Raw genomic sequence first — 25,496 nt, forward strand, 5'->3', positions numbered from 1 at the left:
ATTTGAGTCGCCATATCGCTGATCAAAGCAACCGCCGTGTTGATCTCTTCAAGCGCATGCGAAGCTCTGTCTGCATCTTCTACTGAATGTATCGCCAGTTTAGAACTGCTCTCCATAAGCTCAACCGCTTGCGCCGTTGTGCGCTGCAGGATATCAATTGTTGATTTGATCTCTTCTGTTGAAGAGTGGGTACGCTGTGAAAGCACACGTACTTCATCCGCTACCACAGCAAAGCCACGACCTTGTTCACCAGCACGAGCCGCTTCAATCGCTGCATTCAAAGCAAGTAAGTTGGTTTGCTCAGCAATACCTTGAATCGTTGCGAGTACTGTCGAGATCTCTTGAGCGTGCTTGTTAAGTTCGCTGATCACGTTACCCGCTTCATTCACTTCATTGGCTAGGTTATTGATAGAACCTTTAGTGTCGACGACCAGAGCGTGACCACTGTTAGTGCTTGTCGCTGAGTCTTGTGCCGCTTTTGCTGTTTGCTCGGCATGCGATGCAATCTCTTGAGTTGCACAGGCCATTTCCGTTACAGCCGTTGCCACCATTGTGATTTCTTGCTGTTGATGGTTAAGCTCATCCACAGAACGGTTCGCACGTTGAGTACTTTGCTCTGACTGGCTATTTAGCTGTTCTGACTGCCCACGGATATGGCCAATCAACTGCTGTAAGCTTCCAACAAAGGTATTGAAGTTATGAGCCAACTCGCCCACTTCATCTTGGTTTTCTACATGAATGCGTTGAGTCAAATCACCGCTACCATTCGCGATTTGCGCCAATGCTTGAGATACGTGGTTCAACGGACGGAATAGAATAGTACACAAAAGGTTAAACAGTATGGTACATACAATGACGACCAGCAGTGTCACTAAAACTTGACCAATCACTGCATCAAATAACGGTGCAACCAGAGAGTCATGATTAACAACACTCACTGTAATCAGGCTCGTTCCGTCAATAGCACGTGCGTACAGAACATAGTCGCTGCCATTCAGCTCGATAGAAGTGTCTTTACCGCTAGTCAGAGCCTTTTGTACATCGGAGAAATTTAACCCAAGTGAACTGATATTCTTGTTCAGTAACTTAGTGTCAGGGTGCGTATAAACCGTGCCTTTGTTGGTCGCGATGAACATGTAACCTTCACCTGGAAGAATCACCTGCTCTAGACTGTTTAAGATGTCTGTAATTTCTACATCAGCACCCAACACAACCTGTTGCCCATGCAGTTGCATTGCTGTTCCTAATGAAACAACGTTCGCCCCAGTTGCTGCAGCAACCGTTGGGTTATCCATGAACACCTTGCTTGGGTTCGCAACCGCATTGGTGTACCAACCCCATAAACGGGGATCATCATTGCCCGGCGGCAGTACTACTCCGTTCGCGTTCTTTTGCGAACCATCAGGAAATGCCAAGAAGACATTATCAAAAGAGGCTGAGTCACGAACCTGTTTTAGATGAGTCACCAAGCTTTCTTGTTTGGACTCTTTCGAAAGAGAAGTAAGCGCACGCTCTTTGGATAAGATCCAATCCGATACATATTGATTGTACGAAGCCGATGCGCCCTCTAAGCGCTGTTCAACTTCAATATCCAATCTTTGCAGTGAAGCACGAAAAGACAATGCCTCAACCAAAATCCCCCCCAGGATAATGGCCATACTGGCTGAAATCGCCAGCTTATTTTTAAGCGAGAGTTTCTTGAACATAGGAAACCTATAATTTGGAAGTAAAAAACCGTGGCGAACAAATTGGTTGCCAAAGCGGTTTGCAAGCGGGATATATTTTACGCTTTAAAATAAATTAAGAAACCAGCTAACCGGTTGAATTATTCATATGTGTGAGTAAGAGCACGCATCGTAACCCATTGATTTAGAGAATGGTGAACTCTAAGTTTTGAATTAGAGACGAGAATAAGTTCAACGGGTAGGTGTCAAACTTTAGGGCTGGTAAAGGCGCAGAACACGCCATTTCTCACAACCTAAATAGCGTTACGAGTTTTGATCCATTAATCTAATCGTTCATTCTGTCGTCTGAGTTTTCCTATGTCCCGAAGCCAACGTCTCTTTGACCTACTCCAACTATTACGTTGCCATAAATACCCAGTTACCGCCGACTACTTGGCGATAGAACTCAATGTAAGTACTCGCACCATTTATCGCGATATCGTGACGTTGCAAGCACAAGGTGCTGAAATTGATGGTGAAGCAGGAGTTGGCTATCTGTTAAAACCGACCTTCACTCTCCCTCCGATGATGTTTTCAACGGAAGAATTGGAAGCGTTACGGCTTGGCGCGGAATGGGGAGCCAAGCAAGCCAATGGGGAATTCAGTGAGTCAGCTAGAAATGCCATTGCCAAGATTTCTGCTGTGTTACCTGCTGACCACCAGGCCAAACGCAGTGAAGATATCGTGCGTATTGCTTCAATCATTGAAGTCGCAGAGTTAACCATTGACCTGTCGGACATCAAGTTCGCAATTAAGCAACAGAACAAAGCTGAGATTCATTACACAGACGCCAAAGCTAAGATTAGCTCTAGAATCGTTTGGCCAATGTTGATTGGCTTATTCGAACAACAATATGTCTTGGTCGCTTGGTGTGAAACGCGAAGTGCGTATCGTAATTTCAGGCTCGACAGAATTACCGAATGGAAAATACTTGAGCAAAAGTACCAGCATGCGCGCCACGACTTGATCAAAGATTGGCAGAACATGGAAGGCATTGCAGATAAAGTGATTCGCTACTGACAAAAACTGTCACAGGGGTTAGATACATTGCTGTGGTCCCAAACCGGGCTCAACACAAAAACCGAGTTAACTGAAACCAACACGGCAAACCCAATTGAACAGTTCAGGAGCTACTATGTTTACCATCGATTCATTTGTTCTTTATGTCACTGACATTCACCGCAGCATGGATTTCTATTCTAAAGCCTTTGATTGCGAGCCAAAGCTTCTATCACCGACCTTTGCTGCTCTAGACTTTGCAGACAACGTTAAAATTACACTCAAACAGTCAGATGTTCTAACCCCAGCAAGTAGCATCAAGGGTGGTGGCACCGAGCTCTCCATGCCTGTTGCAGACAAAGAGACACTAGAAAGTCTTTACCAAGCATGGAAAGAGAAAGGCATTCAGTTTGAACAAGAACCAGAAAAGTCGGTTTATGGCATCAACGTCCTTGCTGTTGATCCAGACGGACACCGTATCCGCGTCTTCGCTTAAACGAATAAGAGCAAGCCGTATTTAATCCGCTTGCTCATCTCATCTCATCTCATCTCATCTCATAAAAAGCTTACTAACCGAAATCTAGAGTCAGCAATAGTCGTGTCTCATTTGGTGACGTAACTGGTGAACGATGCACAAGGCCTGCATTTTCGTTGCCACTCCAGCGATCCCCTTTTAGTAACGCCACATCACCGCTCGAAAGTTGTTGGATATCTGACTCATGATTGTATAAGCCTGACGCTGAATCTGGCTGTCCGTTAGCCCCTCGCCCTAGCTTAGAACGGTCGACTAAGTCGTTTGACAACCATTGCGTCGCAACACCATGATAAGTGGTCACTAAGCGGCAAGGTACTTGGTCAAAATGGAAACGAGGACACATCGCCTTATTCAGAACCGCCAAACGGAGCCCTACTTCTTCAAGATCGAACAAACAACAGAACATATCCACCAGCTCTGCCATGTTTTCTAATAACGCTTTAGAAGCGGTTCCATCGGTGGCAAATTCCAATTTATCGAAAGCGTTGTCTGGTGACAGGCTAATAGATTTACTGAAGCTAGGATTCGAGGCGATGAATTCACTGATTGCCGTCGTTAAACCTCCATTAAACTGTCGCTGCCATACCGTTATATTAATATCGCTTTGGTAGATATCCGCTAATACCGTTGGCTGCTCAGAAGCGCTAAGTCCAGGCTTATGATTCGCCTGATCCTTGATACTCACAACGGAACTAATGTTAAGTGGCTGATTGCTATTCGTTATCAAAGGCTTGGTTAACACGGCATTCAATACGTCATCTCCTTGATGCATGCTTATCGTTTCTCTTTTAATACTGCAAACATCGTTCACAGTAATAGTGACTTTTAGTTATGTTATAACATAACTAAATTTGCACAAGTAACTTTGCCGATCATGGTTCCAATAATATGGCGATGCTCTACCTTCGTCAGGTAATTTGATGAATGCTGAACTAAGCTTCTATCTATCTTTTTCTAATTTACCTTTAGTTCAAATAAAGATCTCCAAAAATGCACGACTCGAGAGCGTTAAACTTGTGAATTCATCAATGTGGTGACAACTTATGAAAAAACTAATCTCTACACTCGGCCTCCTATGCACCGTTATCTCCGCTCAATCATTCGCGGAAACGGGCTACACGTTAGACCCCAATTTATCGAATATCACATTCGCAACCATCAAGAAGCAGTTTGTTGTTGAGCCCGCATCCATCAAACCTTTATCTGGTGGTCTTACCGAAGCGGGTCAGTTTTCCATATTGTTGGACGTAAAAAGTGTGAGTACTGGCGTGGCTATTCGCGATCAGAGGCTCAATGAGCTCTACTTTGAATCGATGACTTTCCCTGAAGTGAAGATATCTGGAAAAGTTGAACCGTCAATGTTGTCTGGTGACCCAAAAAGAACAACCATTGCAGCGGAGGTTACCTTGCACGGCGTAACAAAAACGATTGATTTTCCCGTTTTAATCGTTCCATCAGAAGAGTTAGTGATGGTCAGTTCAGCCTCGACAATCATCGTCAATGGCGCTGATTTTGGAATATCGACAGACAACTTGAACAAGCTATCAGCTACCGTTGGTGGGTTAGCGATTTCCGACAAAATCCCTTTAAGCTTCAATCTGCTCTTCGATAAATAATGGGGTCACACCTAGCCAGTTAGATCTTTCTTAATTCACATTCATCTATCGTTTAAGGTGGATGAATGTGAGTTAGAGCCGGCAAGTCAGTGCACAGTTCTAGATAAACAAATCACTCATGTTCAATTAAAGCGGCCGGTCGTCCAACTTTAGTCTAACCATTAATCACTCAATTCTACGGTGATTAAAACAATCGCTTATTGCCCTATCCTCCGCAGAACAACACATCCACCTAAGTGTTTAAACACACTCGCTATTTACCTATCTCAAACCGGTTTTAAATGAGCAAATTATATGACTAACCGCCTAGTGATATTGATGGCGAATAATGTCAGTATGCAAAACTAAACAAAGATCTTGTCCTAGTGCTAGAACATCTAGCTAAACCTAAAAAGAGCCTTTTCATGCTGAATAAACACATCGTTAATCGAGACAGCTTGGCTGGAATGGGGGCGACTCTAATAGGCAACGGGATCGGTAGGTTTGCCTATATAGCATTAATGCCGGCTCTCATTCAAAGTGGTTGGTTTAGCGAAAGTGATGCATCTTACCTTGGTGTCGCGACCCTTCTTGGGTACATATTGGGTGCACCTGCTGCCAACATACTGCTGCGTTACTTTAGTGCTGGGCAGTTAATTCGATTCGCTATGTTGATAAGCAGTTTTAGTTACTTAGGCTGTGCGCTACAAGAGGCGCCCTTAACATGGTTCTATGTTTGGCGAACGTTGGCTGGAATTGCGGGAGCCTTATTAATGGTTGTCGCCCCACCAGTGATTGTCCGAAAGTTTAATCCCGATGTGAAGGCGCGTGTCAGCGGTGTCATATTTTCAGGCATTGGACTTGGTGCGATGTTATCAGGCACATTAATCCCAGTGCTGATCTATTTTAGTGTGGTGTCGGCTTGGATTGGCATGGGAGCCATCGCATTAGTCACAACGATACTGACTTGGAATGCATGGCAAACCCAACCTAACACGTCTAAAGCGCCTTATATAAAATCCTCTTTCTCTCAGCTCTCAAAGCCAAAACTAATCAGTGTTGCGCTTATTCTGTTAGCGTATACCTTCGACGCTATTGGCTACTTACCCCATACCTTGTTTTGGGTAGATTACATCGTGCGCGAACTGGGTATGTCGTTTAGCAGCGGTGGTCTGTTCTGGGCTACCTTTGGTATTGGTGCCGCCATTGGACCATTGATTACCGGTATCTTGGGAGACAAGTTAGGGCTTAAAAAATCCCTCTGTATTGCATTTAGCCTCAAGGCTTTAGGCGTCGCATTACCGCTTGTTAGTACACACCCTATCGCGCTGTTAATTTCTTCATTACTGGTTGGTATTTTCACGCCGGGAACGGTAACTCTAGTGTCGACTTACACGTTGGAGATTGTAGGCTATGAACTGCATACCAAAGCGTGGGCAGGCATGACACTCTCTTTTGCCGTATCACAAGGTGTGGTTGGGCTTTTGACGGCGTACTACTTAAATCATATGGCTTCATACGACGTGTTATTCACCGTTAGTACTGCTGCTTTGATGCTGTCTGCGGTGTGTACCTTAATGACTGTAACTCACTCTAAGCCTGAATACTTGACCTAGATCTAAGCTAACTTCCTCAGTTCATCTGACGAATATAATAAAGGATTATCATGCAACTCTACTTAAATGAAACCTCCCCGTTTTCACGCGTGGTCGCAGCAACTGCGCTTCTATCACGCTGCTCTCCTTTGTCTTTTGTTTGGGTTGATCCATGGAGCTCCCCGGCCAATCTAAAAAGCGTCAATCCGTTTTGTTTAATTCCAGCACTCAAACTTGAAGACGGAACCGCACTAACGGAAAGCTTATGCATTTGCCAATACCTAATTGAAACGTACCAGCCTCAAACGCTACGTCAGGTAACGTTTAGTCGTGCCAATGAAATGCAAACATTAGGAACAGCAAAGACCTTAATGGAGATCGCGTTTAGAACCGCGGCATTGATTCGCTATGCAGACAGTGACAATGCGCTTATCCATAGAGGGCAAGAAGGTATGGTTGCCGCCCTAGAGCAACTTGACCAAGAGATAAAAAAACAAGGGCTAGAATCCCTTTTGAGCGACAACTTGGCCACGTTGTATCTCCATGTCGCTTTAGATTACGTCCAGTTTCGACATACTGAATTGTTTGATGAAGTGAACAACCGTAACATCATCGATTTTTTACACCTTTCCCCCTTTGCAGACGTACTGACATTTATAAGCATTGAGAGTTTGGCAAACAAGCCTGATTATGAAACGTTGCTTGATTCGTTCGGTCGGGATACCTAAAAGCATCCAGAACTAGAATGCGTAAAGCCTTGAATTCAACGTGAGATAGGCTCAGAGGTGTCGTTGATGTCACATGTCGTTACACAGCATGACGTGTTAAGGCTTTACATCTTGGGCGAGGTAAACAACAATCCCTGAGAATAAATCCATAACATAATGTATTTAGAAATTATGAGTAGTACAGAAAACAAAAAATCGAGTCCTCTTTTCGAAGTCGTATTTAACGTCCTTCTTCCTTCATTCATCTTAATGAAGTTCAGTGGAGAGGAGCATCTCGGAACAGGCTTAGCATTACTTGTCGCCCTTGCCTTCCCTATTGCTTACGGTGGCATGGAGTTAATCCGCAACAAGAAGTTCAACTTCATCGCGGCGCTTGGCTTCGTCAGCGTGTTATTAACGGGTGGCATTGGTTTCTTCGAACTAGATACTCGTTGGTTAGCGCTAAAAGAAGCATTAATACCCGGCCTAATTGGTTTAGCGGTTCTTGGATCGACCTTCACTCGCTACCCGTTTATCCAAAAAGTTATCTTTACACCAGCTCTGTTAAACATATCTCTTATTGAAGAGCGTTTAAGACAGTTCGGTAACCAAGCAAAGTTTGATCGTTGTCTAATGACATCGAACTACCTATTCGCAAGTACCTTCGCTTTCTCTTCTGCGATGAACTATTTCCTAGCGACTTGGATTGTGACAAGCCCTGCCGGCACTGCAGCCTTTAATGAAGAGTTGGGTAAGCTCACGCTATACAGCTACCCAGCCATAGCTATCCCTAGCATGCTGATGATGTTAGGTATTTTCTATTACATTTGGCGCCAAGTTCGCGCTATGACGTCACTAGAAACAGAGAAAATCTTTATTACTAAGTAGATCTTACCGAACTAACTTAGTGTTTCGTCCTAAAATAGAAACACACACCAAAAGCTCAGCACATTCGCTGGGCTTTTTTGTTTCTGCTCTCTCATTTATCCGACAAGTGATACGCTGAATTATGATTAGCTTTCTCAAAAAATGAGAGATAACGTTCACCTTTCCCATACTAGCTTGATAGCTAGCATTTAAATTACTGATAGCTAAAGAACTGCATTCGGTTATACTGAAAGATGATTTAACGCTCAATCTTGTTGATTACTTTACAAAACCCTGCCTAGGTGTTAACACTATTTCAGCCCTTATTGCTAAGATAGAACAAGCTTGGCCTTAAAGTTAAGCGCCAGCCGTACTCAATAAGGAATATAGAATATGAACAAATCTCAGTTGGTTGAACACATCGCAACTTCAGCAGACATCTCAAAAGATCAAGCAGGTTCAGCGTTAAACGCACTTGTTGAAGGTATCTCTAACACATTGGCTAAGGGTGATGATGTTGCCATCCTTGGTTTCGGTAGTTTCAAAGTTAATTCTCGTGCAGCTCGCACTGGTCGTAACCCACGAACCGGAGAAGAGATTCAAATCTCAGCATCAAAAACGCCTGCGTTTAAAGCAGGTAAAGCACTAAAAGAGTCATGTAACGCTTAGAGTAAATACGATCTCAAAGCAGAATCCAAGGAAGATTACTATGTCTATAACCAAAGAAAAAGTTAAAGCTAGCCGCAGTAAAAAAGCAGGCAAGTCAACCAAAGCACAAGCCGAAACGCCCAAGACTCGTCAACGCATTGAAGAGCTTATGGAAGAGCGTGAATTGGCAAAACTGTTAGAGTTATAGTTTGTTATTCTTCTAATGCCACTGCAGCCTTGCAGTGGCATTTTTGATTTAAGAAACAGCGCTTCACTAATCAAGTGCTTATACCGATTAACCCTTTCAAGCGACCTCTTTCTGCAATTCAGTCACCCCATTAATGCGTTGATGCAATTTGGTATCGATAGTCAACGAGATTAGAAAACTCAGCAATGCAATAATAGCTCCTGTAACAAACACCCATTGATAGCCAGACATCCACACCACTCCCAATAAGAATGGCAGAAATACTGCGGCGATATGATTGATAGTAAACGAAAGACTCGCCGTGGACGCCACTTCGTTTGACCGGACGGTTTTCTTAAAGTAAGTAGTCAACGCTATCGCAAAACTGAAAATGATGCTGTCGACAACGTATAGCCCACCTGCCAGATAATGATTCTCTACAAAAGCATACGATAAGAACACCAACATCAACGCCACATACTCAATCAGTAGAGCTCTCTTTTCTCCTACTCGGTCAATAAAACGACCCACCACAGGTAATGCAACAGTGGCGGACAAGCTTGATAACATAAATAGAGCGGCCATCATTGCGATCGTATAATGGAATTTGGTGACCATGAGTAAGCCTGCAAACACGACAAAGATCTGTCTTCTTGCCCCGCTTAGAAAGGTCAATATGTAATATGTGGTGTATTCACGACGTACAATAAGCTTGGTGTGCTGTCGTTCACCGCAGCTAGCATTTTTGAATGTGAGTAGATAAAAAGCTAACCAGAAGCACGCTGTACCACTAGCAAAAAATATAGCCTTATCTGATACACCAAAAACATAATTGGCGACAATAATACATATGAAAGTCACCATGGAGAAAAAGGATGCCGCGGCTCGAATCCTCCCCATGGATTCACTAAAGTTTTCCGTACCTAGAAGTTGTGTAGACAGTGATTTATTCACTGCTTCTAGATAATGAAAACCAACAGACATCAGGGTTGTGCTGAAATAGAAGCCATAGATTGAGGGTAAGTAACCCGTTATGGCAACGCCTAATCCCAGCGCAGCGACAGAGAGCACCGCAACTTGTTGTTCAGAAATAATAAGTAATAGAAACAGCACTGTAAATGAGAGTAAACCAGGGATCTCCCTTACACTCTGAAGCAGACCAACGTCCGCTCCTGTCATGCCCACGGTATCGACAGCGAAATTGTTCATGACAACTCGCCACCCCGTATTCGCTATTACAGAGGCAATAGCGATGATCACTAACATCGAAAATGAACTTCTCGATGTTAACAAGCGTACCCAGCCAATCATTTATACCACCGACTTCATCGGCTTCTGTCTTAAACAACCGTAACTGCGCGGTGATATGCTTCCTGCCATGTTTAATTCCTCAAAGTATCTTTACTCCGAAAAATCAGTCATATGAAACTCAGCTTCGGAATTGGGAAGAATACTACTCGCCAGACAATTGTTACACGATCGTTTTGTAAATGTTACTTTTTGCATTTATCAATCTGCGTTAAGCGTAAAGGCCGCCCAAAATTTGAACGTTAAGTAACTGACTTAATTACATTGTCATACATACTCATACATACCCAAATCGCATTTTTCACTATCATCATTTTCATTGTTAGTTATGAGAGTCAGGGAAATGTTCGCAACACTAATGTGTTGGTGCAGCGTTTCTTTTTTGAGGTGATTATGAATGTCGTTCGCATGGGAATAGAAGCCAATACCCATAAAAATAAGGGTAAGTACAAGGCGATAATTAAGTTTACTATTCGAGCCCTGTTTTACTATTCAGCCACTAGAAAAATGAGTGAAAATTTCAACTCTGAAGAGAGAAAGCTGTTATTTATCAAACAGCCTAACTTCTTATCTAAATTTGTAACTCCCTACTTATGTACTGGCTTTAGCAATAAAGAAAAGATAGAAATCTTATCCAAGCACTACGACTGGTTTGAAGAAACCTTCGCAACAGAAGCTAGACACCAAATCTATAATGAAAGACTCAATCTTTTAAAACTAGAGATAGATGACAACGTTTATCTGGTTAATCTCAGCTTTGAAAGAAACGCGAGAAAAGAGGGTGAACTGACAATTTCATTGACCAATTCTCTACTCGAAAAAATGTATAGCATCTCGTTCACTGTTTTCGACAACAGCATCTACATTGGTGGTATTCAGGGTGGAGCCAATGACAATGGATTTAGCCGTACATTCACAAAAGCTTTCTACGGTTTAAGACCTAAATCCTTCATGGTAGAAACACTACGACTGTTAGCCATTAGCTTAGGTATCGAAAATATCTATGCGGTAAAAGAATCTGGCCATGTGTCGAATTCATTACGCTACGGCAAGAAAAACAAAGACATCAGCCTTAAGTACGATAATTTATGGGAAGAGCACGATGGACAGGTACATGACGACTATTTTTATCGTCTACCGATCAACCCAAACAGGAAAGACCTTGAGGCTCTAAAACGCCAAAAACGTAAATTATATCGTGAGCGGTATGCGTGGCTAGATCAGTATGAAGAAGAGCTAAAAAACAAAATGAGCCACAACATTCAAGTTCAGTTTAACTAACAACTGCATTCTAAATAGGTGCTAACTTGCTGGACTTTCTGGCGCTCCCTCTTTCTTTTGTGACAAACACAAGGCCTCGTAACACGAGGCCTTAGAATCGAGAAGCAGCTCTGTACTTATCTTTCTGATTTCACTCAAACTTCCTTTTCAACTTGAGTCATTCTTTTTCTTACTCATACGAATCAATAAAGGCTCGGAGTGCTTGCTGGTCAACAATTTCCAACCCTTGGTCTCCTTTTCTGATGAAACCTTTGTCTAATAGGTCTTTAACCGCTCTTCGATACACTCTGCTCGATGTGCCAAAACGTTCCGCTTCTTGATTCACTTTATCGAAACCGCCTAACACAGTATTTGTCTGGCTTTGAACCAATAAGTCGTAGGCAATGTTGTAGGTAATTGAGTGTAAAAGACGGTTAGTGTAAATGCCCATAGAGTCTTGATAATCTTCCGCTAATGCAGAGGCAAAGAAGAACATCATCTCCGGATTTTCATGTAGTGCTTCTGCTAGTTTCTGAATGCAAATGACATCAACTTGCATTTGTTCGTCAGCCACTACGTTCCACTGACAAGGTGTCTGAGTGAAAAACTCCATCTCACCAAAGATATGGTAATCGCAATTCACCTCACCCAATTGAAAGCGTCGCCCATTAGCCGCAGAAATACTCATAGAGACTCTCCCTGCGGGCACTACATAAAGGTACTTAAGCTGCTCACCTTGACGTAGGATTTCATCGTTTTGATTGAAGTAACGAGAGTTAACTTGGTGTTGGTAGATGAGATCTCTAAATTCAGAGCTTTTTTGTTCTAAGTAATTTTTAAAGCGTCCGCTTGAGTATGGTGCAATCTTCATACTTACTCTCTCATTGCATTACTGCTGTTTATATTCAAACGATTGTAACCACTTAAACCACAGGAGAGAACCCAATAAAAAAGCGACGGTCTCCCATCGCTTTCGTCTTGCATTTATTCAGGCTCTTATTGAGTAATTAATGCTTCCAGTGCCGCTAATGATGCTAGCCGCTCTCCTTGCATCATTGCCTCGGCCTCATCGACATATTGCCCAACGCCCTCCTTTACATCTTGTTCGTACAAGACAACATTGTTCAAGATAGAAGCTACATTAAGCCCTCTCAAGCGTCCCACGGTAAACAGCGCGGATGTTTCCATGTCTGCACCTAAAATGCCTTTGCCATTCCAGTACTGACAAAGCGCCTGCTCGTCATCGGTATAAAAACTGTCGTGTGAGCGTACCGTGCCCAAATAGTAAGGTGTTATTTGCTGCTGCAAGAACTTGTCTAGCTCTTTAAGCAGAGAGAAGCTTGCATAGGCGGGATACGACGGCTTAACGTAAGCGGTAGAACCACCATCATCGCGAACCGCGCCCTCTGCAATAATTAGCTCACCAAGCCCGATATGTGACTGCATCGCACCTGCAGACCCTACTCGAACGATATGAGTGACACCACAAAACTTAAGTTCTTCTACCGCAATGATCATTGAAGGTGCGCCAATACCAGTGCTGCAAACTGATATCGCTTTCCCTTGATGAGTTCCAGTGAAGATTCGATACTCTCGGTTCTCAGAAACCATCTCGACATCTTCAAGCAAGCTCGCGATTCGATTCGCTCTATCAGGCTCCCCACAAACAATGACTAACGGAGCAATTTGCGTTTCATCAACACCGATATGAGGTTGCTTTGCCATCTTCACTCCTAAGAAGCCGTTGCTTGAGTTAACGATTTATCACTGTTTCGTTTAGCTGTGCGTGCCCACTCACGAGTACCGTTTGCCGCAATAAACATTAAGATTGCGTATTGAACAGACATTGCGTACACACCCTGCGTCGCATAAATACCAACACTGATAATGTTAATCACAATCCACAGTATCCAGTTTTCAACATACTTACGTGTCATAAGAACTTGAGCAACAATAGATAGAATGGTCATCGTGGCATCCCAGAATGGGAACGCATCAGGTTCAAGTACTGGTTCCGTTAAATCAGCACCAAATAGATTCAAGCTATCAACCGCGATGTTTGCCAACGCAAAGAAGAATGGGTCGATATACATTGTGAGCAGTGCAATCGAAATCGCACACGCTGCAGCTGTTGCTACTAGTTTGTTTTGGCTCAACCAGCGAACTTCTAGCGTTTCACCTTGCTCATTAGGGCGTGTCCATGCGTACCAGCCGTAAATGTTGGCGCAGAAGAAAAAGAGTTGAAGAAGTAACAGTCCGTATAACTGAATTTGGAAAAATATAACCGCAAATAAGGTGACATTCAGTAACCCGAACAGGTAATTAATGGTTTTTTCTTGGCTTGCAAACCAAATACACAGCAAACCAAATACGGTGCCGAATGCTTCAATCCAGCTCATCGCGTAGCCATCCCCTATTGGGATATTGACTAAGGTATTATTGATATCAAGTAGGGCGAATAGGTCCATCGGGGTGTCCTTTATTATTTGATTTTTGTAGCACCTATCTTATTGCGCCGATAGAAACAAAGAGGAGGACATTTGTCCCCCCTAGATTGCATGCGATCATAAATCAGAATAATAATTCCGGAAAATCAAATTCACAGAAAGGTGTCATCGCCCTACCAACAGTCTTGATGTCGAAACTCCAACAGCAGAACAAATCACTTCCAAAAACGAAACTTTAGCTTACTGGCTTTAAGCTGATATCGCGTTGACGAGCGCTCTTGAGAAGCGCATGCTTTTATTTCGAGCAGAATCGTTTTTGGCCGTGTAATCGCCCCATAACTCATTCTGTGCAACGTACTCAATTGAATGGCAGGTCACATGAATAAGATTGTTATGTTAGTAATGGGGCTGTTTTTTACCAGTCGATTGTTTGCCAGTATTGTGCCGCATGTTGGTCAACTTGAGCATGATGCGCCTATTCTCCTTCGCTCTGCATTGATTGTGGGCGTTGCGGCTTATGTCGTTTGGACAGCGTTCAAATATTTCAAGAAGAACAAAGCCTCTGGTTCAGAACAACTCTAGGGATAGGCATTAAAAATGTTTGAGAGTCAGCAGTTAAACTCGGTTACTTATCTACAAAATAGTCGACCAAGATTTTACGCCACTTTCGCGACTCACGAATTTTCAGAAGAGCACGGTTAATTTCTTCTTCATACGAGTTATTTTCAGTGATGATAAAGCCATAATTCTGCTTTTCGAGTTGATACGGCAACACCTCCAGATCATCGAACTGCCCGCTTATTCTGCCATTACCGATCATATATTTGAGCACCACATCATCAGCGACAATCGCCTCCACTTCGCCTTCCTCTAAAGCCGCCAACAGTCTTGGCATATCGATATAACTCTTGTGTCGAATACCAAAGCTTGTGAGCATCAAAGAAGAAGTCGTCGCGACTTTTGCCCCTACTTCAACATCCGCAAGATCATTCACGCCTTTAATATGGGAAGAGCCTTGGCTAAGCGTAAGCTTGCTGGCTAATACCGCAGTAATACTGGCGATGAAAAGCATACTCAGCACACCAATGAACACCGTAGCAATTCGTCCGGTTAAGCTCTTAAACTCAAAATAATTGAATGGGCCTCGAGTGATAAAAAGCAAACCCAATATGAAACTTTCTAACCAACGGCCCGTTCGGCTTTTCATCGAATAGAGCTTTTCATTTTCACCGTGTTCCAATACGTAAAAAAAGGCACCAATCACACCAGAGGTAAAGACGATAACGCCAATGATCAGCCACAATGCAGGGTTTAAGAAAATGGCGTGTAAGGTATGAAGGTAACCTTGCTTCTTCACTGCGATAGCGAGGTGAGTTTCATAAAAGGAATGGGAAAAGTCAGCAAACAACTCACGCTCTGGGGTGATTGAAATACAAGAGACACCGATGTCGATTTGCTCTGTTTCAATCGCATTGAGTAATTCATCCAAACGGTGATTCTCTATCGTGTACTCAACGTCCATTTCTTTTGCGATCTGTTCCCAAAGCTCGACACTCAGGCCATTCCATTGACTTTCCATCGAACTGATCACAAAAGGAGGACACGGGTACACTCCGACTTTAAGTGGAGAAGAAGAGGCAAAAGTACTGAAGAATAAAAAAAGAGAAACGATTGAAGTGACACCGTATCGGAGTGTCGATTTGAAGTATTTGTGCATCAGCAGCCCTCCAGAAGAAGGCAGCAATGAATTGAATCGAGTACGAAGGCTCGACTAATGAACACACATCAGCGCGATCAGAAGTGAAGAAAGATTATGATAAATTCAATACTGCCCTAGCTTTATTCGTTATTACCTTAACTATAGAAAACCTCTATTTATTGTGCAAAACAATGGGCGTAACAAACTAACGGCATAGGGAACATCAGATCGATAACTAGTGGGATGACATAAACTGGCTTTGTGCCGACGAACATAACTTTCCGCACTGCGTAATTTGGCTTTCAAGGAAGTAGATCTTACGTCTGCTTTTGACCCATTGGGCACGAACTTCCACTTCTTGACCAATGGAAATAGGATGATGAAAGCGAGACGTTAAACTCACCGTCATTGCAGTGATATTATTTTGGAACAAACAATGCAGCATCGCACTGTCATGTAACGCGGTGACAATGCCACCCTGCATGATGCCATCGTAGCCCTCAGCTTTATCTGTTGGTACAATCTTGGCCCTGGTTTTATATTTAGCTAAAGCTTCACTCTTAATTGAAGCTTCATGATTGGCCAAGGCTTTATGATTGACTAAAGTCTCGCGCTCGCCAACGGCTTCAAAACAAATGGGGCTGTCTGCGAAAAAACCTTGGCTGCACACTTGGCAACGCCGATGGTTGTGTGGAATGAAAACCTTCATACTTACCTTTTAACCTTAAATACCTAGAGATTAATATGGCTCGACCAAAAAAACATCGCCAGTTATGCACCCGAGCGGCTTACTCTTGCTTTAAGCCTAATGGTGTTCCTATGGACGAGCTTCATAAAGAAGAATTGCTATTAGAAGAGTTAGAAGCCTTACGCTTGGCTGATCAAGAAGGATTGAGCCAACTTGAAGCCGCTGAACATATGCAGGTGTCTCGCCAAACGTTCGGCAACATCATCAAGCGTGCACGAGCCAAAGTCGCCAAGTGCATCGTCAACGGTCACGCGTTGGTGATTCAAAGCGCTTAACTCGCGAACTAGCCCAACGTTAGTTAACCCAACGTTAGCTAGCTCAACGACAGTGAATTCTCGATACTTAGCTTGATGGCTCTAAGATCTGATACAGCTTTCGACTCTGCCCTTCACACACATCTTTGCAATTGCATTCACGCTCAATATCTAACTGCGCAAGCCCTCCACAGCTGCCTTTGATTGGCTTGCGAGAAAAAATTACACCTATCGCCATCAACGCGACGATTCCGACAAACCCCAATAGCGTCAACAAAAAGGTCATTTTCGGAACCCTCGAATACCCCCTAAGTGATTCGGCTGTGCCATAAGAATCGCGGCGTCTTTCTTGCGCCCTTGCTCACAGCAGCCTTTCTTACTACTCCCTTTATTACTGTGCCCTTTTTTACTGTGACAAACGTTGCGAGGTTCGCGACCGTAATCGAGATCGGTCACTTCCCGTAGATTGTCGAAATCCAAAGTCCCGATTTCTGCCTTACCTGTTGATGCCAAGACTCTAATATCGTGGTTGAACAAGTGCGCTAGCATCTTCTTCCCTATGTGACGGACGACTACAGATTTCACATCGTAAGAACGGAGGACAGAGATCCATTGCTTCTTTTTATTGCAAGCGGTGTCGGACTCAACCAAAGGAACAATCTGCTTTATTTGTCGTTGTTCATCGACAATCGCAATCTGTGGGGAACGAGCAAAATGGTTGCCTACATGAAGGTCGCGACAAGGTACTGCGTATAACATAGTAACTTCCTGTTATTGATGATCAGAAGTTCAGCATACGCCCCATTATTGGCATATGCCAATAACTATCATGTGAAAAATAAGATTTACTGGATCGACAGGTAAGATCAAAAGCTACAAGCTACAAGCAGCCAATAGGGTTGGCGCAGGTTACTGTACCTCCCGAACCTGTTCATGGAGAGCCTCCCTTCCCCAAAAACAAGAATGCCCCACTAGTGCGGGGCATTCTTTGTACGTGCGAGCTGAAATTTCAAAGGCAGAAGTGACGATATAAATCGTTGTTACAACGAAAGAGTAAAAGTACTTCCCACACCCAGTTCAGATTCAACGACTAACGTTCCTTCTAGATTCTCGACCATGGCAAGCGCTAAAGATAATCCAAGACCATACCCCTCGATATTGCTGCGGCTGCTGTCGACTCGGTAAAGTCGTTCAAAAATCAAATCCTGATATTTCTGTTCAATGCCAACACCAGTATCTTGGATGGTTATCGCGATCTTACCCTCTGAACTTTGCTCGGCTTTGACCGTCACTCTTCCTTCGGGCTCGGTGTACTTAATCGCGTTATCAACAAGGTTAACCAACACCTGAGTCAATTTGTCAGGATCTGACTGAATAACAAGAGCATCAGCGCTCTCAACCTCAAGCTCAACTTGTTTATCTTCTGCGACATCTTCATACCAGCTCACAACATTGGCAATCACATCAGAGACCTGAGTCGGTACTTTCTGTGGTATGCGTTTTCCGGTCAGCTCGTCGTTCAACTTCATCAAGGCGGTTAACATATTGCTTGCCTGCATGGCGTGTTCAGAACAATCTGCCAATGCGTCTTTCATCGCTTGTTGGTCGGCGTTATTGAGCAATGCCGTTTGGGAAGCTAACGTAATACGCGACAAAGGAGTTCGAATATCATGAGCGATCGCATCGACGGTCGTATTCAAGGTTGTCGTCACGTGCTGTAACTTGGCAACCGCAGTATGGACACTAGAGCTGATCACGTTGAGCCCTTGCGGTAAATCAGATTCGGCTTCATTTTTAGTGCTAGGAAATTCTAACTGCCCTTTTTTCAGCTTATCGAGCAGGTCGCCAAAGGTCACTAACGGAGACATGGCACTCTGGATGATGTTACGAGTGAATACTGCGGTCACGGCCACGAGAGCAAGCAACGCATATAAGGTCATTAGCCATTGATTGTAGGCGATAAAGTCTCTTGCTCGGTTATCCAAAACCAACCAGAAATCATACTGCTCCCCTTCAATAGGCAACGACATATAGGGACTCAAGATGAAGCTCTCTAACCATGAACGATTCTCATCAATTTGATAGCTAGAAAAAGACTGTTCTGTCGATAAATGTTGAACACCAGCGATAAACACACCATCAGATGAAGCGCCCTTCTCAAGCTTATACGCCGCAATGTTGTTTTCGAGTAACCGGTGAGGGTTAGCCTCTAAAACATGAATCAATCGCTCACTCGAATCGTAAGTCAAAATACGCTGATACTCGGTCGACATAGACGTAAGGATCTTCTTTTCCGTTTGGTAAAGGTCGAAAAAGAAGATAGCCCCAACAATCAGTTCCACCAGCAGCAAGCAGAGCAGTAAGGTCGACATAAAACGAACCAACAAATGTCTCTGCGTTTTAGCAAGCGCCTGTTCAATACTACGACTTGAGGACATAGCCAACACCTCGAAGTGTGTGAATTAATGGCTTAGAAAAACCCTTATCAACTTTGCTGCGAAGCCTACAAACCAAAACATCGACCACGTTGGTTTGCGGATCAAACTGATGCCCCCAAACATGCTCAAGAATCGCCGTTTTAGACATCACAGCCTCTCGGTTTTCAAGCAGTAATTTCATCAACATAAACTCGCGCTGATTAATGATGATCGTTTGTTGATCTCTTTGCAGCGTGTGTTTAAGTAGGTCTAGGCTAAGCGGACCATAATGCAGTTCTAATGGCTGAGTTGTCGGTTGCTTACCTCGACGCACCAAGGTTTGGCAACGAGCCAATAACTCAGGAAATGCAAAAGGTTTTACCAAATAATCATCAGCACCTGACTGTAGCCCTTGCACTCGTTCTTCCACTGAGTGTTTGGCACTTAATATGATGACAGGCGTCGCGTAGCCTTGCCCTCGCAGCTCGGCAAGCACTTCAAACCCATCTTTCTTTGGCAACATAATATCGAGAATGATCACGTCATACTCTTCGGTTACGGCCTCGTGTAATCCATCAACACCATCTGTTGCGTGCGTCACCGTTATCCCTTCTTGCTGAAAACCATTCACCAAAAATCTCGCGATATGAATGTCATCTTCAATAAATAGTATTTTCATTAACGTCCGTTTATTTATTTGCCGTGATCTTAATACACTCTATCAATATCCTTTCTCGAATATAACCAACATTGCAACTTTGTAATGTTCAAGAAAGCCAGTCGTAATCATGCATTCGTTAGTATGAACCTGTTGATTAAAAACACCCTTTCTAAACAAACAAAAAATAGAATTCGGAATTTGAAAAACGAATATTTTTTGAAAACAGATTCTTTTTGAAAACAGATGCTTTAACGGAGTAAACATGAAAACGACAAAACTAACAGTACTAGCAGCAACCCTTGGTTTCCTTAGCCTTTCTCACAATGCAATGGCAGCAGAAACACAAACGGTCTCTTTCACTCAAATCTCATCAGAAGCGGCCTTCAAGCTTGCCCATGAAGCCGTTAATCAATGTGAAGCTGATGGTTACAAGGTTTCTGCGACTGTTGTCGACTTGTCGGGCAATGTGATTGCTCAACTACGTTCTGACGGCGCAGGCATCCACACTCTTGATAGCTCACGCAAAAAAGCGTTCACAGTGGCAAGCATGAAGCAGCCATCAGGTAACCTGATGAAACTCATCGCCGACAAACCTATCATGCAACCCTTGCAGAATATGGACGACAACTTGTTGTTCCTAGCGGGTGGTGTTCCGGTACAACTGAACAATGCCATGATTGGCGCGATTGGTGTGGGTGGCGCTCCGGGTGGCCACTTAGATGTCGCTTGTGCTGAAAAAGCGATTAAGAAATTCTTCTAAGCAAGTCCATTCACTCGCCTAATTTGGTTATACCTTTGCCCACCCCAACAATAAATGCCTCGCACTTGCGGGGCATTGCTGCAAATTAAAGCAGTTGCGAATAAAAGCAACTCCGAATTGAAACCGATAATAGAAACGTAAACAGGCAAAACATGACACAAATTTGATGTGAATAACCCACTCTATTGTTATATTATAACATTACACTTAATAACTATTCGTTCTCATGAAACAGCTATTTATTCTAATCGATGTCATCAATCGCCTCTCCACACGCTATGTAAGCCGTTTCTCGACATGCTGTCGTTCTCTAAAGGGTTTGCCTTTTGGCCTAGTATTACTGTGTTTTGCGCCAAATCTATATGCCCACCCTCACTCTTGGATAGAGATGAAAACCCATATTGAGGGAGAGAATGGCATGATCACCGGTCTCTCTATGGAGTGGTCTTTTGATGCTATGACATCCATGTACATGTTGGATGGCGAAAATGTCTCTGCCGATACAGAAGCTGAAACATTCAAAAAGCTCGCTGCGTCTGTTATTGAAAACATGAAGTATGAGCACTACTTCACGTACTTTTATGATGGTGAAGAGCCCATCAAATATCAGGTTGCTGAACACGCCAAGTTTGAGCGTGACAAAGCCAAAATGGTTCTAACATTTGACCTACCACTTTCTAAGCCTAAACCTGTGACACGAGACTCGCTTCGCGTACTCATTTTTGACCCTAGTTACTTCGTCGACATGTCGTGGCTATCGAATAGCGACGTGACCTTGTCACCTGAACTAGCGAGACAATGTCAGTTGGAATTAATCGAGCCTAACCCGACGCCAGAACAGATGAGTTATGCGATGTCTTTACCAGCCGATGCTGACCCAGATAACACGTTAGGCCAACTGTTTACACAATCGGTTGAGCTTCATTGTGCAGCAGTTCCTGCATCCTAATAAAGTGACTCTTTACCGCCATTACGTAAGCTTCTCAATTCATTTAAGAGAAAAATATCTGATATAGGTTCTTGTGAAATGCAGACAAATCAACTTAAAACAAACTATTACCTTATTGGCGCCGGAGCTTTATTGCTTGTTGCTGTCGGTGCATATCAACTGTGGTCCATGTGGCCATCGTTAGTTATCTCTAGCATCCAATGGCAAAGAGAAGTCAATTCAGAGCTTGCAGACCTACTTTATGAAGCTAAATCTAATCCTTGGGGCGCAGGCAGTTACCTTATTGGATTCAGCTTTATCTACGGCATGCTCCACTCTCTGGGACCTGGGCACGGCAAGGTTATCGTATCTACTTACTTAGCCACTCACCCAACCAAAGCAAAAGCGAGTTTGGTACTTACGGTCGTCTCCGCTTTTTTACAAGCACTGGTCGCAATCTTATTGGTAAGCGTGTTGATCTGGGGCTTTAGTGCTTCAATGCGAGTGGTGAATGACAAAGCGAATATGTTTGTTTCATTAAGCTTTGCATTAGTGGCCGTGGTAGGTACGTTGATTTGCTGGAAAGCTCTGAAAAACATCTACTCAACGATGCGTAAACCGCAACCAACTCTGAGAGTGAAAGCCATCACTCCATTAGCAACAGGCGCAGCTTCGTCAGTGTCAGTTCGTTCGTCAGTGTCAGTTCGTACGCCAGTGGCGCTTCGTTCATCTGGTTCAATGATTATGGGCGCTACCAATGCATTACAAGCCGCTGACCACACTCATGCAGATCATTCTCATGCCGACTGTGGATGCGGCCACCAACACGTCGCTGATCCAGAAGCCATCAATAAAGCTTCAACATTTCGAGAGTACGCGGGAATAATAGTGACGATTGGTATCAGGCCATGCACCGGAGCCATCATGGTTCTGCTTTTCGCAAACATGGTTGGCCTATATTGGATGGGCGTTCTGAGTGCCTTTGCGATGGCCGTAGGCACAGCATTAACAACCTCATTAATTGCAATGATGACGCTAACAGGTAAACATCTAGTGAAGCGCTATTTGGCAGCGGGTAACAAGAACAGTAGTGAATCATTGAAAGTCGCAGGTCACTACTTGCAACTCTTTGGCGGCATTTTGCTTGTGTTGATTGGCTTGTTATTAATGAACGGCCAAGACAGCGGCATGTCGCCTGTTTTCACCATGTAGAGCGCAAGAACGTAGCAATATATCTGAGGTTCTTTCCACCCGCTCCGCACATATCAAGGCCTCGCAAACGCGAGGCCTTAGCTTTAATCATTATTTAATATCAAATCAGGTAAACAAGTAAGCGATGCCGAGAGCAAACCCCGTCAGTATTATTGATTTACAAAAGAGCATCAAAACCGCTAAAGAAAAGTACCGACAAGCGATACAATGCTGGAGTTACTAGATTGCAGCGTAGTAGCCCCTTTATAGAAAGCTCATTCACAGAAAACATTAAAGTAGCCAGACATGTCTAAAGATCCCGGTTTCACCACAGAATACATCCTCGATAAGACGTTTTTCACAGAGTGTTATGATCAAACTAGCCTTCCGACTCAATTTCCAAAAGCCTATTTAAAAGGAATACTGTTTCTTATTTTTGGTGTGGTTTTATTAGAGTTTGAGCTACTACCTAACGGTTACGTTGGCTGGTTCTTTATTGTATTAAGTGTGATTGAAGCGTTCAGCGTTTACTGCAAGAGAACCTGGTGGATATGGCGACAAAAAATCAGCTCAGGTGCTGGCAGCAAAGTAGTCTTTCAGGGGGATGTTAACGGCGTAAGTTATAAAAACGCTAAAAACACCAATACTATCGCTTGGACTGACATCTCCCAGCTGCAACAAACCGATTTAGGTTTTATCCTTCATATTGGAAAGCAGCGCCAATACGTCAGTAAGTCTTGTTTAAGCGATGAAGCCGTTGCGTTCATGGTTGAGCAACACGAAGCGTCCAAAGCACCCAAAGCACCCAAAGCACCCAAAGCAAATTAGCATCAATAAATGCCTGCCAAATTGGCAGGCATTTTTTATCATCTTTAATAATTCGTATGGCATAACCGGACAACAACAATGAACACCGTTTACCAAATCAGTGATTGTCACCTTTCCGATAAATCCAGCTATGAAAACCTGCGTAGAGCCCTGGAATACGTCAGCAAAGACACAGCATGCAAGACCATTTTTCTAACTGGTGATATTTGTTGTAATCCAAAGTCTGGCGACTACATTCGATTAGAGGCGTTCATTAGGCAACACATTAGCGACCAATCCATTTACGCGGTTGCGGGCAATCATGATGACTCTCGCTTAATGCGTACCGAGTTAAAAGGATCGTCGATTTTCGTCACCGATAAAGCAATGATCAATGAACGAGAATTTGTGTTTTTGGACTCCAGTTTCAAGCCGCTGGATAAACGTCATCCACTCGGTTCTGGGCGCATTGATAACCTTGGCATGGCTCGGCTAAAACAACAGCTTAGAAATACGAATAACCCAATCGTTGTAATCCACCACCCTGTCATTCCAGTCGGTGCTGATTGGATGAAAGCCATCCGTCTAGAGAACGATGCTGATGTGATGAGCGTACTTCGAAAATATCGCGTTCGTGATGTGATCTGCGGTCATGGCCACGATGGAATAACGGCGACACAACAAGGCATAACTCAATACATGGCCCCTTCGACAGCCTATGGCTTTGACCACTCGATCAATGAATACAATCGCAGCGAGAAGGTAGGATTAAGTCGAATTTCGTTCTCTGTTGATTCCATCGACTACCAAGCTGTCTATTTTTGAACCCTCGATCTTGAATCTTGCTGTCTTAAACCTTGTGGATTCGCTTTCGAATAAACCAAGCTATATAGCGTTCTATGCCAATAGAAGAGGCTTGCAGCAATTCAATTTATCAATCTGCGATTGAAGACAGCACGCGAAGAGGTTTGGCGTTACACTCATTAAGATCAAACAAATAACGAGGGTCTATGACGTTTTCTCCTGCCATTTTGCGTAAAGTCTGGTACTCCCCTTCTATTAACCTTGGGCTTCGCGCCACCAGTGCCATTGTGCTGTTTCTCGGTTTAGGGGTGTTGTCGAATCAAACCACTATCGCCATGACCGCTCTCATGACCATGCCAGCCGCTCTGATTAGTGGCCTCGATGCAGCAGGGCCAAGGCGGTGGACACGTTTTGCGATTACCGCAACCGCTTGGGGCATGACTCTGGCCATCAGTTACGCTCTGCTGAAAAGCGGACTGCCTTTATGGGTGACTTATGGTGCTATGGGTGCTTTGCTTGCCAGTGCTGCGGTCAATGGTCCATTCTGGGCGAGGCTCGGTATGTCGAGCCTATTGATAGCTGTCGTCACTCTCTCACTTCACAATTCCAACACAGCGCTAAGCTTGTACCCTATGTTGGTACTCGGGCCTCTTACTTTTGCACTGTTTAGCTGGCTTTGGTTTGCGTTGTGGAAGCACTATGCATTGCGTGTGTGTCTGTCCGCGATTTACGAAACGTTGGCAGACTACATCCAATATCGCCAAGCATTCCTGCTAGGTAGCGAAAGTGATGCACCGAAAAGACGCATCAAATACCAACTCATCGAGTTGTTCCAACAGGCTCTTCAATCTGAATCTTTTCGGTCTAAGCAAGAAGATGCTAACTCGCTTCGACAAGCCTTGTTCCTCGCTCTTGATACGTTTGAAGTGATACTCAGCAGCCACACAACGAATCCCGATCTATTGAACCAATTCCAGTCCAGCAAACACAAACGAGACTTGCTATTGGTTTGGAGCCAGCATTGTCAGCAAAGACTAAGACACAAAGCCAAACAGCTTCTACACAACACAAACGAAGAGGTGAAGCACTTAAGCTCATTAGAGCAAGAAGCTAATGACTTGATTGAAGCGGTCAAGCTCGAAGACCAACCCCGCTTTCGTTATTGGGCATACGCAGTGAAGCACATTTCCCGACGTATTGAGCTTAATGAACCCGCTTATGAACGTTCTTTTGAAGTGCAGCCGTTCGAGTTGTCTTTTCGCCTACCAAGCCGAGGCAATCCGATTTGGCGTCATGTTACCCGTGTCGGTTTGATGTTCGCACTTGGTGCTGGAATTGCAGAATACTTCGAATTG

30 protein-coding genes are annotated in these 25,496 nt (G+C 43.8%); 18 read left to right on the top strand and 12 right to left on the bottom strand.

Annotation, left to right across the window (positions count from 1 at the left end; all coding sequences use genetic code 11):
- A partial coding sequence (locus tag AACR09_RS10210) for a methyl-accepting chemotaxis protein (RefSeq protein WP_228010493.1) occupies window positions 1-1,706 on the bottom strand: 1,706 nt, incomplete at its 3' end.
- Window positions 1,707-2,042: 336 nt separating this feature from the next.
- Between AACR09_RS10210 and AACR09_RS10215 the strand changes: the two genes are divergently transcribed.
- The gene (locus AACR09_RS10215) at window positions 2,043-2,744 is read left to right on the top strand and encodes a helix-turn-helix transcriptional regulator (RefSeq protein ID WP_193834900.1); all 702 of its coding nucleotides are present in this window, start codon (window positions 2,043-2,045) and stop codon (window positions 2,742-2,744) included.
- A 115-nt stretch (window positions 2,745-2,859) separates the two neighbouring features.
- Window positions 2,860-3,219, top strand: a complete 360-nt coding sequence (locus tag AACR09_RS10220; protein ID WP_017090837.1) for a VOC family protein — start codon at window positions 2,860-2,862, stop codon at window positions 3,217-3,219.
- Window positions 3,220-3,292: 73 nt separating this feature from the next.
- Here AACR09_RS10220 and AACR09_RS10225 read toward each other — a convergent pair whose 3' ends face one another.
- Window positions 3,293-4,009, bottom strand: a complete 717-nt coding sequence (locus AACR09_RS10225) for a DUF1826 domain-containing protein (protein WP_193835044.1) — start codon at window positions 4,007-4,009, stop codon at window positions 3,293-3,295.
- Window positions 4,010-4,301: 292 nt separating this feature from the next.
- On the opposite strand from AACR09_RS10225, the gene AACR09_RS10230 reads away from it, so the two are divergent.
- The 6 genes from AACR09_RS10230 to AACR09_RS10255 all read left to right on the top strand — a co-directional run bounded on the left by AACR09_RS10230 (window position 4,302) and on the right by AACR09_RS10255 (window position 8,878).
- Window positions 4,302-4,874 carry a YceI family protein gene (locus AACR09_RS10230; protein WP_193834901.1) on the top strand — a complete coding sequence of 191 codons (573 nt, stop codon included), beginning with the start codon at window positions 4,302-4,304 and terminating at the stop codon, window positions 4,872-4,874.
- Between the two features lie 404 nt (window positions 4,875-5,278).
- Window positions 5,279-6,469, top strand: a complete 1,191-nt coding sequence (locus tag AACR09_RS10235; protein WP_193834902.1) for a YbfB/YjiJ family MFS transporter — start codon at window positions 5,279-5,281, stop codon at window positions 6,467-6,469.
- A 50-nt stretch (window positions 6,470-6,519) separates the two neighbouring features.
- A complete protein-coding gene (locus tag AACR09_RS10240; protein ID WP_193834903.1) occupies window positions 6,520-7,176 on the top strand; it encodes a glutathione S-transferase family protein in 657 nt (218 codons plus the stop codon).
- Window positions 7,177-7,347: 171 nt separating this feature from the next.
- Window positions 7,348-8,043: a VC0807 family protein gene (locus AACR09_RS10245; RefSeq protein WP_004734825.1), complete on the top strand. Its 696-nt coding sequence runs from the start codon at window positions 7,348-7,350 to the stop codon at window positions 8,041-8,043.
- Window positions 8,044-8,415: 372 nt separating this feature from the next.
- A complete protein-coding gene (locus AACR09_RS10250) occupies window positions 8,416-8,691 on the top strand; it encodes an HU family DNA-binding protein (RefSeq protein WP_004734824.1) in 276 nt (91 codons plus the stop codon).
- A 40-nt stretch (window positions 8,692-8,731) separates the two neighbouring features.
- Window positions 8,732-8,878 carry a hypothetical protein gene (locus tag AACR09_RS10255; RefSeq protein WP_004734823.1) on the top strand — a complete coding sequence of 49 codons (147 nt, stop codon included), beginning with the start codon at window positions 8,732-8,734 and terminating at the stop codon, window positions 8,876-8,878.
- A 96-nt stretch (window positions 8,879-8,974) separates the two neighbouring features.
- On the opposite strand, the gene AACR09_RS10260 is transcribed toward AACR09_RS10255, so the two are convergent.
- Complete coding sequence (locus tag AACR09_RS10260) at window positions 8,975-10,123, bottom strand: MFS transporter (protein WP_029222494.1); 1,149 nt, start codon at window positions 10,121-10,123, stop codon at window positions 8,975-8,977.
- Between AACR09_RS10260 and AACR09_RS10265 the strand changes: the two genes are divergently transcribed.
- Window positions 10,065-10,211: a hypothetical protein gene (locus AACR09_RS10265; protein WP_017077949.1), complete on the top strand. Its 147-nt coding sequence runs from the start codon at window positions 10,065-10,067 to the stop codon at window positions 10,209-10,211. The genes AACR09_RS10260 and AACR09_RS10265 overlap by 59 nt on opposite strands.
- 347 nt (window positions 10,212-10,558) lie before the next feature.
- Window positions 10,559-11,446 (top strand): VirK/YbjX family protein, encoded by an 888-nt coding sequence (locus AACR09_RS10270; RefSeq protein ID WP_193834904.1) that lies wholly within the window; start codon window positions 10,559-10,561, stop codon window positions 11,444-11,446.
- A 169-nt stretch (window positions 11,447-11,615) separates the two neighbouring features.
- Here the strand turns inward: AACR09_RS10270 and AACR09_RS10275 are convergent, their stop codons facing one another.
- From AACR09_RS10275 to pnuC, 3 genes are all read right to left on the bottom strand, one after another.
- Window positions 11,616-12,296 (bottom strand): Crp/Fnr family transcriptional regulator, encoded by a 681-nt coding sequence (locus tag AACR09_RS10275; protein WP_017091863.1) that lies wholly within the window; start codon window positions 12,294-12,296, stop codon window positions 11,616-11,618.
- Between the two features lie 125 nt (window positions 12,297-12,421).
- Entirely contained in the window at window positions 12,422-13,150 is a 729-nt protein-coding gene (locus AACR09_RS10280; RefSeq protein WP_193834905.1) for a nucleoside phosphorylase, read from the bottom strand.
- Window positions 13,151-13,158: 8 nt separating this feature from the next.
- The gene (gene pnuC, locus AACR09_RS10285; RefSeq protein ID WP_004734818.1) at window positions 13,159-13,893 is read right to left on the bottom strand and encodes a nicotinamide riboside transporter PnuC; all 735 of its coding nucleotides are present in this window, start codon (window positions 13,891-13,893) and stop codon (window positions 13,159-13,161) included.
- Window positions 13,894-14,250: 357 nt separating this feature from the next.
- On the opposite strand from pnuC, the gene AACR09_RS10290 reads away from it, so the two are divergent.
- Complete coding sequence (locus tag AACR09_RS10290) at window positions 14,251-14,454, top strand: hypothetical protein (RefSeq protein ID WP_004734817.1); 204 nt, start codon at window positions 14,251-14,253, stop codon at window positions 14,452-14,454.
- A gap of 43 nt (window positions 14,455-14,497) precedes the next feature.
- Here AACR09_RS10290 and AACR09_RS10295 read toward each other — a convergent pair whose 3' ends face one another.
- Complete coding sequence (locus AACR09_RS10295; RefSeq protein ID WP_193834906.1) at window positions 14,498-15,589, bottom strand: transporter substrate-binding domain-containing protein; 1,092 nt, start codon at window positions 15,587-15,589, stop codon at window positions 14,498-14,500.
- A gap of 217 nt (window positions 15,590-15,806) precedes the next feature.
- Window positions 15,807-16,280 (bottom strand): PaaI family thioesterase, encoded by a 474-nt coding sequence (locus AACR09_RS10300; RefSeq protein WP_193834907.1) that lies wholly within the window; start codon window positions 16,278-16,280, stop codon window positions 15,807-15,809.
- A 35-nt stretch (window positions 16,281-16,315) separates the two neighbouring features.
- Here AACR09_RS10300 and AACR09_RS10305 point away from each other — a divergent pair, with 35 nt between their 5' ends.
- Window positions 16,316-16,594, top strand: a complete 279-nt coding sequence (locus tag AACR09_RS10305) for a DUF134 domain-containing protein (protein ID WP_102504156.1) — start codon at window positions 16,316-16,318, stop codon at window positions 16,592-16,594.
- Between the two features lie 67 nt (window positions 16,595-16,661).
- On the opposite strand, the gene nqrM is transcribed toward AACR09_RS10305, so the two are convergent.
- The 4 genes from nqrM to AACR09_RS10325 form a co-directional block, all read right to left on the bottom strand.
- Complete coding sequence (gene nqrM, locus AACR09_RS10310) at window positions 16,662-16,859, bottom strand: (Na+)-NQR maturation NqrM (protein WP_017083424.1); 198 nt, start codon at window positions 16,857-16,859, stop codon at window positions 16,662-16,664.
- On the bottom strand, window positions 16,856-17,332 hold the full coding sequence (locus AACR09_RS10315) for a NifB/NifX family molybdenum-iron cluster-binding protein (protein ID WP_193834908.1): 477 nt from the start codon (window positions 17,330-17,332) through the stop codon (window positions 16,856-16,858). The genes nqrM and AACR09_RS10315 overlap by 4 nt, the downstream gene beginning before the upstream one ends.
- A 281-nt stretch (window positions 17,333-17,613) precedes the next feature.
- Window positions 17,614-19,011, bottom strand: coding sequence for a sensor histidine kinase (locus tag AACR09_RS10320; protein WP_108109062.1), 1,398 nt, complete (start codon window positions 19,009-19,011; stop codon window positions 17,614-17,616).
- Entirely contained in the window at window positions 18,995-19,669 is a 675-nt protein-coding gene (locus AACR09_RS10325; RefSeq protein ID WP_193834909.1) for a response regulator transcription factor, read from the bottom strand. Before AACR09_RS10325 ends, AACR09_RS10320 begins: the two co-directional genes overlap by 17 nt.
- A 244-nt stretch (window positions 19,670-19,913) precedes the next feature.
- Between AACR09_RS10325 and AACR09_RS10330 the strand changes: the two genes are divergently transcribed.
- The 6 genes from AACR09_RS10330 to AACR09_RS10355 form a co-directional block, all read left to right on the top strand.
- Window positions 19,914-20,411, top strand: a complete 498-nt coding sequence (locus AACR09_RS10330; protein WP_009846975.1) for a GlcG/HbpS family heme-binding protein — start codon at window positions 19,914-19,916, stop codon at window positions 20,409-20,411.
- Between the two features lie 226 nt (window positions 20,412-20,637).
- Window positions 20,638-21,360 carry a DUF1007 family protein gene (locus tag AACR09_RS10335; protein WP_102494799.1) on the top strand — a complete coding sequence of 241 codons (723 nt, stop codon included), beginning with the start codon at window positions 20,638-20,640 and terminating at the stop codon, window positions 21,358-21,360.
- A 78-nt stretch (window positions 21,361-21,438) separates the two neighbouring features.
- Window positions 21,439-22,551: a nickel/cobalt transporter gene (locus tag AACR09_RS10340; protein WP_193834910.1), complete on the top strand. Its 1,113-nt coding sequence runs from the start codon at window positions 21,439-21,441 to the stop codon at window positions 22,549-22,551.
- Window positions 22,552-22,836: 285 nt separating this feature from the next.
- Window positions 22,837-23,358, top strand: coding sequence for a YcxB family protein (locus AACR09_RS10345; protein WP_017083417.1), 522 nt, complete (start codon window positions 22,837-22,839; stop codon window positions 23,356-23,358).
- A 78-nt stretch (window positions 23,359-23,436) separates the two neighbouring features.
- On the top strand, window positions 23,437-24,162 hold the full coding sequence (locus AACR09_RS10350; RefSeq protein ID WP_108193959.1) for a metallophosphoesterase family protein: 726 nt from the start codon (window positions 23,437-23,439) through the stop codon (window positions 24,160-24,162).
- Window positions 24,163-24,347: 185 nt separating this feature from the next.
- Window positions 24,348-25,496, top strand: a 1,149-nt coding sequence (locus AACR09_RS10355) for an FUSC family membrane protein (RefSeq protein ID WP_322621708.1), incomplete at its 3' end; no start/stop codon positions are given.

The sequence above is a fragment of the Vibrio sp. OPT20 genome, assembly GCF_963889365.1.
Taxonomy (GTDB): domain Bacteria; phylum Pseudomonadota; class Gammaproteobacteria; order Enterobacterales; family Vibrionaceae; genus Vibrio; species Vibrio splendidus.